9 protein-coding genes are annotated in these 12,868 nt (G+C 66.0%); 5 read left to right on the forward strand and 4 right to left on the reverse strand.

Annotated elements, in window-relative coordinates; genetic code table 11:
- The first annotated feature begins 4 nt into the window (after positions 1-4).
- The 5 genes from llg_RS12395 (at position 5) to llg_RS12415 (ending at position 7,808) form a co-directional block, all read left to right on the forward strand.
- Positions 5-1,294, forward strand: coding sequence for a hypothetical protein (locus tag llg_RS12395; protein WP_338284984.1), 1,290 nt, complete (start codon positions 5-7; stop codon positions 1,292-1,294).
- A 94-nt stretch (positions 1,295-1,388) separates the two neighbouring features.
- Positions 1,389-2,723, forward strand: a complete 1,335-nt coding sequence (locus tag llg_RS12400) for a hypothetical protein (RefSeq protein WP_338284985.1) — start codon at positions 1,389-1,391, stop codon at positions 2,721-2,723.
- 206 nt (positions 2,724-2,929) lie between these two features.
- Positions 2,930-4,267, forward strand: a complete 1,338-nt coding sequence (locus tag llg_RS12405; protein ID WP_338284986.1) for a hypothetical protein — start codon at positions 2,930-2,932, stop codon at positions 4,265-4,267.
- A gap of 770 nt (positions 4,268-5,037) precedes the next feature.
- Positions 5,038-6,354 carry a hypothetical protein gene (locus llg_RS12410; protein ID WP_338284987.1) on the forward strand — a complete coding sequence of 439 codons (1,317 nt, stop codon included), beginning with the start codon at positions 5,038-5,040 and terminating at the stop codon, positions 6,352-6,354.
- Between the two features lie 71 nt (positions 6,355-6,425).
- A complete protein-coding gene (locus llg_RS12415; RefSeq protein WP_338284988.1) occupies positions 6,426-7,808 on the forward strand; it encodes a sigma-70 family RNA polymerase sigma factor in 1,383 nt (460 codons plus the stop codon).
- 125 nt (positions 7,809-7,933) lie between these two features.
- On the opposite strand, the gene tnpA is transcribed toward llg_RS12415, so the two are convergent.
- The 4 genes from tnpA to llg_RS12435 all read right to left on the reverse strand — a co-directional run bounded on the left by tnpA (position 7,934) and on the right by llg_RS12435 (position 12,853).
- Complete coding sequence (gene tnpA / locus llg_RS12420) at positions 7,934-8,386, reverse strand: IS200/IS605 family transposase (RefSeq protein ID WP_338284989.1); 453 nt, start codon at positions 8,384-8,386, stop codon at positions 7,934-7,936.
- 161 nt (positions 8,387-8,547) lie between these two features.
- On the reverse strand, positions 8,548-9,780 hold the full coding sequence (locus llg_RS12425) for an SHD1 domain-containing protein (protein ID WP_338284990.1): 1,233 nt from the start codon (positions 9,778-9,780) through the stop codon (positions 8,548-8,550).
- A 132-nt stretch (positions 9,781-9,912) separates the two neighbouring features.
- Positions 9,913-11,151, reverse strand: a complete 1,239-nt coding sequence (locus tag llg_RS12430) for a hypothetical protein (RefSeq protein ID WP_338284991.1) — start codon at positions 11,149-11,151, stop codon at positions 9,913-9,915.
- Between the two features lie 151 nt (positions 11,152-11,302).
- Entirely contained in the window at positions 11,303-12,853 is a 1,551-nt protein-coding gene (locus tag llg_RS12435) for a thiamine pyrophosphate-binding protein (RefSeq protein ID WP_338284992.1), read from the reverse strand.
- Positions 12,854-12,868: the final 15 nt, after the last annotated feature.

The raw sequence follows: 12,868 nt of genomic DNA on the forward strand, positions 1-12,868 counted from the left end.
CGCGATGCAAACCCCATCCGATTCCTCCGATTTCCATGCGCCGCACCCGCCGTCGATCTGGCGGAAACTGGGCGGCGGCTCCTTGTCCGTCTCACTCATCGTTCATGCCGTGTTGCTCGGCGTGGGCGTGGCGTGGGTGTTCCAGGTGATCCCGGCGACGCCTACTCCCGAGTTCTCGACGGGAGGCGGCCCGTCCGGCCCGCAAGGCGTGCGCAGCCAGATGGAGCAGCGGAAGAGCGCCCGGAAGGTGGATCTGAACTCGCGGATCGTGATGCAAGGCTTTGGGGAAATCGTCCTCCCGAAAATGGAGCCCGGCGAGGCCATGACCAACATCGGCGGGATGGGAAACTCCTTGGAGCCGGGAATTGGCAAGCTGGGTCCGGGCGGAAATGGCCCCGGTGGCCCCGGCAATGGCCCGGTGGGCGCGCCCGGCCTCAACAAGATCGAGATCCCGATGTGGGGCTCGCCGGATCCGAACGCGAACTCGCTGGTCGGCACCTTCTACGACACCAAGCTGGATTCCCACGGCAAGGACACCGGCATGACGGCGGACAAGCTGCGCGAGGTGATCCAGGACTTCACCACCCGCGGCTGGAACGAGCGCACGCTGGAATCGAAGTACTACAAGGCTCCGAAGACGCTCTACCAGACGAAGCTCTACATCCCGGAGATGTCCGCGGACGCCGCCCCGTCGGCCTTCGGTTGCGGGCCGGAGATCAAGGCGAGCCGCTGGATCGTGCTCTACCGCGGCCAGGTCAGCGCGCCGCAGTCGGGGAAGTTCCGTTTCGTCGGGGCAGGGGATGACGTGCTCGTCGTGCGCTTCAACAACCAGAACGTCTTCGACCACGGCTTCACCCAGGGCACCACCGGCCTCTATGTGCCGGGGAAGGTGGACTTCCTCGCCGGGCGCAGGGAGGACAAGGACCTCGCGCGGCAGGTGCGCGGTGGCGTGACGAAAACGCCGGTGACCTTCTACCAATACGAGACCACTCGGAATTGGAACCAGAACATCGGCGGCCTCGCGGTGGGGCCGGAGTTCGAGGTCTCGGCCGGGCGTTCCTATCCGATCGAGATCCTCGTCAGCGAGGTGCCGGGCGGGTTGTTCGGAGCCTCGCTGCTGATCGAGAAGGCCGGCACCGATTACCCGAAGGCTGCCGGCGGTGCTCCGGTACTGCCGCTGTTCCGCCTGGACAGCAGCGTCCCGGCCGCGACCCGCGCCGATAATGCGCCGCCCTACGATCCCGCCGGCCCGGTTTGGAAAGTGACCGGCCAGTCCGTTCGCCCCGGCATCTAATCCGCCCTCTCTACCTCATAAGGGTCATATCCCTCCGGCCGCCGTTTCTGTTGAAATGGCGGCCATTGCTCGTTCTCCACGAAGAAAACGCCCCATGGACCAGTCCCAGCCAGAAACCTACTACGATCCCCATCTCCAGGCGACCCACGCCGAGGAGAAGAAGCCCTCCATTTGGAAGAAGCTCGGCGGCGGTTCGCTCTCCATCTCGATCATCGTTCACGCCATCCTGCTGGCGGTGGGCGTGGTGTGGATTTTCCAGATCATCCCCGCGCAGGAGCCGAAGGTCGACTTCATGCCAAAGGGCGGCGGCGGCGGCTCGCCGGGGGTGAAGGACGTGAGCAACAAGAAGCAGCGCGCCACGATGACCAACCCGAACACGCCCCGCATGGCGGCGAAGGGTGTGGCCAGCTCGTTCACGCTGCCTGAGCCGGATGCGGCCTCGGCGATGTCCTCGGTGGGCTCGCTTTCCTCCGGTGGGCTGTCCGGCGGCCTCGGTGGCAGCGGTGCGGGCGGCGGCCGCGGCGATGGCAATGGCCCGGGTTTCGGCTCCGGCATGGGGCCGGGCCTCGGCGGTGGCGGCGGCAGCATGAGCCCCTTCGGCATGGTCGATCCGAACGCGAACGCGATGGTCGGCGTGCTTTACGACACCAAGCAGGACCCGAAGCGCAAGGAAACCGGCATGACCCCGGAGAAGCTCCGCGAGGTCATCCATGACTTCGTCTCCCAGGGGTGGAACGAGCGCACGCTGGAGCGGAACTATTACAAGGCCCCCCAGAAGCTCTACCAGACCCGGGTCTATATGCCGGTGATGTCGGCGGCCGAGGCGCCGAAGGCCTTCAACTGCGAGAAGGAAGTGCAGCCGAGCCGCTGGCTGGTCATTTACCGTGGCGACGTGGTGGCCCCGAAGTCCGGCAAGTTCCGCTTCGTGGGCGCGGGCGACGACGTGCTGGTCGTGCGCTTCAACCGGAAGAACGTCTTCGATTACGGCTACGTCCTCGGCACCACCGGCCAGCACGTGCCGGAGATCAAGGAGGTGCTGAGCGGCGCGAAGGAGGACCGGAACGTCGAGAAGGCCGCCCGCGGCGGCGCGATGAAACTGCCGATCACCTTCTACAAGTATGACGGCCCGACCAACTGGAACCAAAACATCGGCGGTCTGGCGGTGGGTCCGGAGTTCGAGGTCACGGCGGGCAGCACCTACCCGGTCGAAATCCTGATCAGCGAGGTGCCCGGCGGTCGCTTTGGTGCGATGCTGCTTCTCCAGGAAGAGGGCGGCACTTACCAGAAGACCTCCGCGGGCTTGCCGATCCTTCCCCTTTTCCGCACGGAAGGTTCGCAACCGAAGGCCGCAGCCAAGGATCTCGCCCCGCCGTTCGACTCCCAGGGCGCGGTTTGGAAAATGTCCTCCACCTCCCGCCGCGACATCTGACGCCCGCGCGGTGATTCATCTTTCCGAAGAGCCGGGGCCCAATGGGTTCCGGCTTTTTTCGTGTCCGGCGTGCTGGAAAAGCGGGGTGACTCTAACCGCGAAGATGTTCGCAGGCTTTCAAAAATTGCCTGCAATTAACAAAGGGCTTGCGTCTCGGGACGATGGGTTTTTATTCCAGTTGGTTAGCTCTTTTCATCTTTGTTTGCATGGACCCGCAACACCACGACTACACCGCCGATCCCCATCTCCACGCCAGTCATCCGGTGGAGGAAAACAAACCGTCCGTGTGGAAGAAGCTCGGCGGCGGGTCCCTCTCGATCTCGATCATCGTCCACGCGATCCTGCTGGCGGTGGGCGTGGTCTGGATTTTCCAGATCATCCCCGCGACTGAGCAGAAGGTCGACTTCATGCCGAAGGGCGGCGGCGGTGGTTCCCCGGGCGTGAAGGAAGTGAGCAACAAGAAGCAGCGCGCCACGATGACGAACCCGAACACGCCCCGCATGGCGGCGAAGGGCGTGGCCAGCACCTTCACCCTGCCCGAGCCGGATGCGGCGTCCTCGATGTCCTCGGTGGGCTCGCTTTCCTCCGGCGGTCTGTCCGGTGGTCTTGGCGGCAGTGGTTCCGGCGGCGGCCGTGGCGATGGCCATGGCACCGGCTTCGGTTCCGGCACGGGCCCCGGCCTCGGCGGCGGCGCGGGCACGATGAGCCCGTTCGGCATGGTCAATCCGAACGCGAACGCGATGATCGGCGTGTTCTTCGACACCAAGCAGGATCCCAAGCGCAAGCCGACCGACATGACGCCGGAGAAACTCCGCGACGTGATCAAGGAGTTCACCAACCAGGGCTGGAACGAGCGCTCGCTGGAGAACAAGTACTATAAGGCCGACCAGAAGCTGTACCAGACCCGCGTTTACATGCCGGTCATGTCCGCGAACGAGGCGCCGAAGGCCTTCAACTGCGAGAAGGAAGTGCAGCCGAGCCGCTGGCTGGTGATCTACCGCGGCGACGTGGTGGCGCCGAAGAGCGGCAAGTTCCGCTTCGTGGGCGCGGGCGACGACGTGCTCGCCGTGCGCTTCAACAAGAAGAACATCTTCGACCACGGCTACACCCAGGGCACCACCGCCCTCTACGTGCCGGGCAAGGTCGACGTGCTCGCCGGCAAGAAGGAGGACCGCGAGGTCGAGCGCATCATCCGTGGCGGAGCGATGCGCGTGCCGGTGACCCTTTACAAGTATGACACCACCGCGAACTGGAACAACGCGCTCGGCGGCGTGGCCGTGGGCCCGGAGTTCGATGTGACCGCGGGCAGCACCTATCCGATCGAGATCCTGATCAGCGAAATTCCCGGCGGCCTCTTCGGCGCGGCGCTGATGATTCAGGAGGAAGGCGCGACCTACCAGAAGGCTTCCACCGGCTCGCCGATCCTGCCGCTGTTCCGCACCGATGGCTCGCTGCCGGACGCCAAGGGCAAGGACAACGCGCCGCCGTTCGATTCCCAGGGCGCGGTCTGGAAGATTTCCCCGACCAGCCGCCGCGACATCTGAGCCGCGGTTGATGCGATTCCTTTTCAAAAGGCCGGAGCCCACTAGGGTTCCGGCCTTTTTCGTGTGGAGAGACACGCCGCAAAGGTAGGGTCGCACCACCGGGGCGACCGGGTCGTAGGGCCATGTCCGCTCCCTGCGGCACGTCCCATCCCTTCGTCTGCGGGGACGATCTCTTCTCCCCGGACGACGTCCACCGCCCGGTCACCTCGGCGAGATGACCCTACCTCTGGAGGCGCGCTGCAAGGGTAGGGTCACACGCCGGGGCGACCGGGTCTCACACCCACGTCCGCTGCCAACGGCGCGTCCCATCCCTTCGTCCGGGGGGACGATCTCTTCTCCCCGGACGGCGTCCACCGCCCGGTCATCTCGGCGAGATGACCCTACCTCCGGAGGCGCGCTGCAAGGGTAGGGTCGCACCGCCGGGGCGACCGGGGGGAAAAGGCCACGTCCGCTGCCATGGGCGCGTCCTTTTCCCGGTGTCTGCGGGGGCGGAGTTCCATTCGCGAACGACGTCCACCGCCCGGTCATCTCGGCGAGATGACCCTACCTTCGCAGCGATCCGTGGAGGTAGGGTCGCACCGCCGGGGCGACCGGGTCTCACACCCACGTCCGCTGCCAACGGCGCGTCCCATCCCCTCGTTTGCGGGGTACCGGATGCGCGAATGGTGAAAGGCTTTCCAAGGAAAGCTGTATTTACATTGGATAGCTGGTGTCCCTTGCGGTGACAAGGGGTTCCGGCCGTCCATTTTGAGCATCGTTCATCTATTGCCATGGAAACCCAAAACCCAACGTCGTATCCACCCGATCCCCATCTCCACGCCAGCCACGCCGAGGAGAACAAGCCGTCCTTCTGGAAGAAGCTCGGCGGGGGATCGCTGTCCATTTCGCTGATCGTCCACGCCATCCTCCTTGCCATCGGCGTGGTGTGGATCTTCCAGATCATTCCCGCGCAGGAGGCAAAGGTCGACTTCATGCCGAAGGGCGGGGGCGGTGGTTCGCCGGGGGTGAAGGAAGTGAGCAACAAGAAGCAGCGCGCCACCATGACCAACCCGAACACGCCGCGGATGGCGGCGAAGGGCGTGGCCGGCACCTTCACCCTGCCTGAGCCGGACGCGGCCTCCGCCATGTCCTCGGTGGGTTCCCTTTCCTCGGGCGGTTTGTCCGGTGGTCTCGGCGGCAGCGGTTCCGGCGGTGGTCGTGGCGATGGCCATGGCACTGGTTTCGGCTCCGGCATGGGGCCGGGTCTCGGCGGTGGCGGGGGGGCGATGAGCCCCTTCGGCATGGTCGATCCGAACGCGAACGCGCTGGTCGGCACCTTCTACAATCTCAATCACCGCGCCAATGGCGCCGATCTGGAGATGAACAACGACAAGCACTGGGACGCGGTCCACGACTTCGTGACCCGCGGCTGGAAGGACGCCGAGCTTTCGAAGTTCCAGCAGGCGCCGAAGAAGCTCTACCAAACGAAGATCTACATGCCGGCGATGGCGGCGGGCGAGGCTCCGAAGGCGTTCGGCGTGACGCCGGACCCGCATCCGCGCTGGATCGTGGTCTACCGCGGTATGGTGACCGCGGCGAAGTCCGGGAAGTTCCGCTTCGTGGGCGCGGGCGACGATTCGATGGTGGTCCGCTTCAACAACCGCAACGTTTTCGACTACGGCTACGTGCCGGGGACCATCCCGCTCGCGGGGTTTCAAGCGGCGCTGAAAAGCAGCGAGCGGCTGAAGGGCCCGCAGCGCGATTGCCCGATGGAGCCGCCGGTGACCTTCTACCAATACCCGAGCACCGCGGACTGGAACCGCGGCATCGGCGGCGTGGCGGTGGGACCGGAGATTTCGGTGCAGGCCGGGCAGAGCTACCCGATCGACATCCTCATCACGGAGGGCTGGGGCGGCTTGTTTTCGGCGGGCCTGATGATCCAGGAAACCGGCGCGGCCTACCAGAAGGCTTCGTCCGGCTCGCCGATCCTGCCGCTGTTCCGCACCGATGACAGCCTGCCGACCGATGTGAAGGGCGACAACCTGGTGCCCTACGAGCCGCAGGGACCGGTGTGGCGGATCAACCAGACCGGCCGGAAGGACATCTGAGCGGCGGTTTTTTCGCCCGGCCACTGCTTTTCCCGTCACATTCCCGTGGCGGGCGGTGAATGCTTGGAAAGATGACTCCGGATGATGCCGCGCTGCTCCAGCACTTCGCCACCTCGGGCGATGAGGCGGCGTTCCGTGCGCTGGTGCAGCGCCACCTGCCGCTGGTCCACACGGTGGCGCGGCGGGTGACGGCGAACGGTGAGCTGGCCCGCGATGTGTCCCAGGAGACCTTCATCCGGCTGGCCCGTCAGGCGGGGAGTATCCCCGCATCGGTGCCGCTGGTGACGTGGCTGCACCGCACCGCCCGCTCGCTGGCGGCGAACGTGGTTCGCGCCGAGGTCCGGCGGAAGCGGCGGGAAAGCGCCGCGGTGGATCTGTCCGGAGAGGGGACGGAGGCATGGCGGCACCTTTCTCCGGTCATCGATGCGCTGGTGGACCGTCTGCCCGCCACCGACCGGCACCTGATCCTGCTGCGGTTTTACGAAGGGCTGCCCCACGCCACCACGGCTTCGCGGCTCGGCCTCAATGAGGCGGCGGCCCGGCGGCGGACCCTGCGGGCGCTCGACAAGCTGCGCGTCCTCCTCGCGCGGCGGGGCATCACCACCACCGCGGCGGTGTTGGGAACGGCCTTGCCCGCGCATGCGGTGGCGTCGATTCCGGCCGGACTCGCCGCGCCGGTGGCCAGTGCCGCGATCGCCTCGCAGGGCACGGCTCCGGGCCTGGGGATCTTGAAACTCATGACCCTGAACCAAACCGCCAAAACCTCCGTCGCCGTCGTGATCCTGATCCTGCTGATCGGGGGGATCGTGTATCGAGTTGCTCCCGCTTCCGCACCGGATCGCGACGTTTCGCCCCGTGATCGGGACGGCGGGATCACGGCCGATGCCACATGGGCCGGCGAAGATGTCCCACCGCCGCCCGCGGCGCGTCCGAAGCGCCCGGAACTGGTGAAGAAGCCCGATGACCGCGTGCTGGAGACCCGGCCGGGGGACATCGCTTCCAAGGTGGAGACCCGGCTTGCCGCGGGCAGCTCGCTGGTGATGGGCGGGCAATTGACGGCTGCGGGCTTGCGGGAGTTCGTCGTGTTGTCCCCGGAATGGACGACGACGGACGAGGGCACGAAGGCGATCCTGATCCGCAGCAAGATGATCACGCTGGATGCCAAGGCGGTCGCGGCCGCGGGATTGGACACGCTCACGACCGACCAGCGGCAGGTGCAGCAGAACGGCGAGATCTGGTCGGCGGAGGACCTGTCCGCCACGCTCGGCGCGCTGGGGAAGGAAGATCAGGCGGGAAGCCAGGTGGTGGCCGCGCCCAATGTGACGACCGGGTCGAACCAGACCTGTGTCATCGTCGTCGGCACCTCCGAGGAGTTCATCAAGCTGGACCTGGTGATCTCCGGCACCGACGACGGCGGATTCGATGTGAAGTCCGACATCCTGCGAAGAGAGTAGGGGCTGGGCGTTTTGTTTTCCATCCCAACGGGATGGCCTATACCAGCCCGGGGTCCATGACCCCGGGGCAGGCGTGGATAGTGCATGCACCCTGAATGGGTGCCCTATGCAGGGGAGATCTGGAATCAATCCCAGAGGTAACGTTCATCCCCCTCCATCTGGTTTTTGGCCAGCAACCTTCGAAACTCATCCTGGAATCCAATCTTCCGATGATGCTCTTCCTGCCGGTCGATGTAATCGATCAACTTGGGGAGCTGGGGCTGCCCGAGCGTGAACGCTCCATAACCCGCCTGCCATAGGAAAGCGCGGTGTTCTCGTGAACGATCCCGCAACCAACCCGCGCTGGATAATTTCAACTGACGGACAATGCCCGCCGTGGTGACTGTCCTGCCTAAATCGATGGCGAGATGCACGTGATCGATCACGCCGCCCACGCGGTAGACTTCGCAACCGTTGCTTCTCCCAACCACCGCCATGTAAGTGAATAGCTCCGGACGCAAGGCGTCGTCCAACCACCGTTCACGGTTCTTGGTGGAAAAGACGATGTGGACCAACAGGCGCGAGAGGGATTGGGGCACGCCTTCTTCTAACACGGACCGCAAGACGCATGGGGCACCCTTTCAGGGTGCATCCGCGTGAGACCGTCACCCGGGGTCGTGGACCCCGGGCTGGTATAGGTCATCCCGTTGGGATGAAAGAAGGGACGAGGCGACGTGGGTTTCGCCTGATGGATTCCCCCTCACTCGAAACTGATCTTGATGCCCTTCTTCTTGAAGGCGGTGGAGACTTCCTTCTCCAGGTCCGCGTAGCTGCGGCCGGAGAGCAGGACCTTGAGCGCCTCCTCGCGGGATTTCCCTTCCTGGCTGGCCTTGATGCAGTCCTTGAACTTCGCGCCGGTGCCGTCGCCGTCGAGCAGGATGAAGTAGTAGACCAGCAGCATGCCGAGGCCGTAGTTCTTGTTGCCGTTTTGGTAGAACTGCGGCTGCGACCAGTTCATGATCTGCTCGAGGTGCGGCATCGAGAACTCCTTGCCGAGGCCGCGGCCGCCCTCGTCCTTCTTGCCGAAGCCGGTGGCGTATTCGAGCGCGTAGGACGGCTGCTTGATGAAGGAGAACTTGCCGTTGCTATACGGCGCGCTGGCCACGAACTCGGCGAAGCCCTCGATCATCCAGATGCCCGCGTAGTCACCGAGGTCCGCCCAGAGCTGGTGGGTGATCTCGTGGTAGACGGTGTGGAAATTCCCGCTGTAGTCGAACATGTAGCCGGAGCCGACCTTCTTCACGCCGAGGCCTTCGAGCGGGACCAGGAACTTGTCCTCGCCGCCCATGTAGACGCCGGAGCTGCCGCTGGGGCCGCCCGCGGTGTGGTACTCCGCCATCGTTTCGAAGAGGTAGGCGCGGAGCTTCGGGGCCTTCGGCGAGCGGGTGCGGCGGTTGTTGAAGGGCAGGTCGTGGTGGGTCTGGTAGCAGGCCTCGAACATCATCGCCACCTTCGCCACCAGGCTGGGGCGGAGGACGACGTTGCTTTCGAAGCGGAAATGCGGGCTTTCGTAGATGAAGCGCTTCTCACCCGCGTTTTCCTCCACGGTGGTGATCTCCGGCTCCTTGTCGATGCCCGCGTCCTTCGGCCACGGCGCGTTGAAGTTCGGGCTGGTGCCCTCGTAGCCGGCCAGCATCTGGGCGCGGTAGTCTCCGGGGATGAACTGCGGTTTCGCCGCGGTCGGGGCCGAGGTGGCAGGCGCTGATTTCGCGGCGGTGGCGAGGTAATCCTGGTCGTCCTTCGAGAGCCGGGCGCGTTCGACCTCGAAGACCTTGCCGTCTGCGCGTTTGATCGTGACCTTGGCGTCGGTGGCGGAGACGTAGCTGCCCTCGAAACTGCGGCCGGTGGTGTCGGTCCACTTGCGCGGGGCCTCGTCGGCTCCGGCGAAGGAGGGGATCAGGCAGAGCAGCGGCAGGAATCGGGACAAACGCATACGGATAGGAAGTGTCCCCAGAGAGCGTCACCCGGACAACGATTTTTCCAAGGAGTAGGGACATTCCTGTCCCGTCTTTTGAATATTTGCCAGCGAAGCTGGGTCGCTTTTCGAAACGGGACAGGAATGTCCCTACTCCTTGGTGTCTTTGAACGTGATCTGCACGCCCTTCGCGCGCAGGGCGGTGGCGAAGTCCTTCTCCAGCGCGGGGTAGTCCCGGCCGCCGAGCAGGGCGCGGGTGGCCTCGGCGCGGGAGCCGTCCTGGCAGGCCTTGATCGCGGCCTTGAAGCGCGCGCCGGTGCCATCGCCATCCAGCAGCAGGAAGTAATACACCAGCAGCAGCCCGAGGCCGTAGTTCTTGTTCGGGTCCTGGTAGAACTCCGGCTGGGACATGGCCATGAACGTCTGCAGGCGCGGCATCGTGATCTCCTTTCCCAGCGCGCGGCTGGCCACGCCCTTTTTCCCGCCGATGGCGAACTCCAGCGCGGCCTCCGGCTGGCGGACGAAGTTGAACTTGCCGCTGTCATACGGCGCGCAGGCCATGAACTCGGCGAAGCCCTCGTTCATCCACACGCCCGCCATGTTCCCGAGGTCGCCCCACAGCAGGTGGCATTGCTCATGGTAGACGTTGTGGAAGCCGGCGCTGAAATCGAACTCGAAACCCGACCCGGATTTCTTCACGCCCAGTCCCTCCAGCGGCACCAGCAGCCGGTCGCCGGGGCCGAGGTAGGAGCCCACGGTGCCGGGCAGTCCACCGGCCTCGCGGTAGTCCTCGATCGTGCGGTAGAGGAAGACCTTCAGCTTCGGTGCGCCGGGTGAGCGGGTGCGGCGGTTGTTCAGCGGGATGTCGCGGTGGGCCTGATAATTCGCCTCCAGGATGGTGGCGATCTTCACCGGCAGGTCCTGGAGCAGCGGCACATCGCACTGGATGCGGAAGTGCGGGGACTCGTACACAAACCGGTGCTCGGCGGGGTTCTGCTCGCCGGGCGTGACGACCGGTGGCTTCGCGAGGCCGGAGGTCTTCGGCCACGGCGCGGCGAAGTTCGCCTGGGAGTCCTCGTAGCCGGTGAGCATCGATTCCAGCCGGCCGCCGCGGCGGAAATCCGGCGGGCCGTCCGGGCGCGGTCCGCGGTCGGGTGGGCCGGGGTGTTTCTCCAGGCCCGCGAGGTAATCGAGATCGGGCTGGGAGAGCTTCGCGCGCTCGACCTCGAAGACCTTGCCATCGCTGGCGCGGCGGATGGTCACCTTGTCCGGGGTGGCGGACACGTGGCTGCCCTCGAAGGTGCGGCCGCCGGTGTCGGTCCACGAGCGCGAGGATTCCTCCGCGGTGGCGAGGGCGGCGAGCAGGATCAGGATCGCGGCGGGACGCATGGGGCTGGATCAGTCTCCGCGCGATGCCGGGCCGGGACAACGGGATTTTGATGCCGAAAGGGAGGGTCGCCCCGGCGTGTTCGGACCGGATCCATCGTGAACGTGACTTCGTCCAGCTCGCCAGCCGCTACCGGGCCTCCGGGCGCCAGTTTCACATCCGGTCCCAGTCCGCCCAGAACGCCTTCGTTTCCGCAGCATCCGGCAGGACCTCCAGCAGCACGGTCTCATCGCCCTGCTCCAGCGCGTCGAAATCGTCGGCATTGGTGATCCGGACGTGACGCATTCCCCACAGCTTCGCCCACCCGGAGAGGTCGGCGGCCTGGGGATTGGTGAAGCATTCCGCCGCCCGCGGGCTCATGTCGGCGAGGCGCGGCAGGCGTTCGAAAATCCGGCCGCCGTGGTTGTTCACCACCGCCAGCACCCGGCCCTTGGTTTCGAGCTGGTCGAGCACGAACGGGGCAGCGAGATCGTAAAGCGCGGTGAGGTCGCCGAGCACCGCCCAGGCGCCGGATTTGTCCGCCGTCCAGCCGAGCCAGGTGCTCGCCTGGCCGTCGATCCCGTTCGCGCCGCGGTTCGCCCGCACCTCGGTGACCGGGCGGTCCCATTGCGCGAAGAGGTTCCACTCCCGCACCGGCATGCTGTTCCCGAGATACACGGAACTCCCGTAGGAGGCATACAACGACAGCGTCCGCACCATCGCCGGCTCGCTGTCCGGATGGGCCTCCAGCAACTCCTCGATCCGCGCGGTCCGCCGCGAGCGGTCGACCAGATGATCCAGCGCGTCGCCGATCTCCTCCACGTCGCCGATCGCGCGCAGCACGCGCGCCACGCCGCCGCGGATCACCTTCGATTCGCGCGCCAGCCCGCTGAAGCCACCGCGGCACACCGACCAGACCTCGACCTTTGGCAGATCTTCCAGATCGCGCCAGAAGCGCCCGCTCGGGACATCGCCGAGGCGCAGGATCTTGCCCGGCGGGCTCGCTTTCAGCGTGCGGTCGGCATCCGGCAGCGCCAGCTCCTGGAGCGCCTCGCGCAGGCCGCTGGTGCCTTCCACGACCACCGGCACGCCGAGATCGCTGCAGAAATGGAAGACCTCCTCGTGGTCGGACGGTTCCAGGCCGCCGATCATCACCACCAGCCCGCGATAGACGTCCTCGCGGAGCCAGCGGGCCAGTTCACCGACCAGCGGGCTCTTTTCCCGGGTCACGAATTCGGCGGGCTCGGCGAACTTCACCTCGCCGATCTTGAAATCCTCCTCCAGCTCCACGTTCAGGTGCAGCGGCCCCAGGCCGGTCCACTCCTCATAGCTGGAAACCGCGTGCGGCCCGAAAATCCCCGGTTGCTCGATCGCCTGCGGGGCCCCGGTGCCGCGGAAACGCGCCGGGCGGTCGGCGGTGATCGCCACCAGCGGGCGGGCTTGGTAGTGCGCCTCGATCATCGCGGGCAGCAGTTCCGCCGCGGCCGTGCCGCTGGTGGTCACCACCGCGCAGGGGGCATCGATCGCCAGCGTGCGGCCCAGCGCGAAGAATCCGGCGCTGCGTTCCTCGAAGTGCCGCCAGACCTTCACCCGGCCCTGCGATTCCGCGCGGGCGAGCACCTCCAGAAGCGCGGCGTTCCGCGCCCCGGCACACACCACGAACTCGCGCACGCCGGCCCCGAGGGCAGCGCGCACCGTTTCCACCGAAATCGTCCAAGCGTCCACGGGGCAGAGCTATGC

Origin of the sequence: Luteolibacter sp. LG18, from assembly GCF_036322585.1 — a bacterium.
Classification (GTDB): Bacteria; Verrucomicrobiota; Verrucomicrobiia; order Verrucomicrobiales; family Akkermansiaceae; genus Luteolibacter.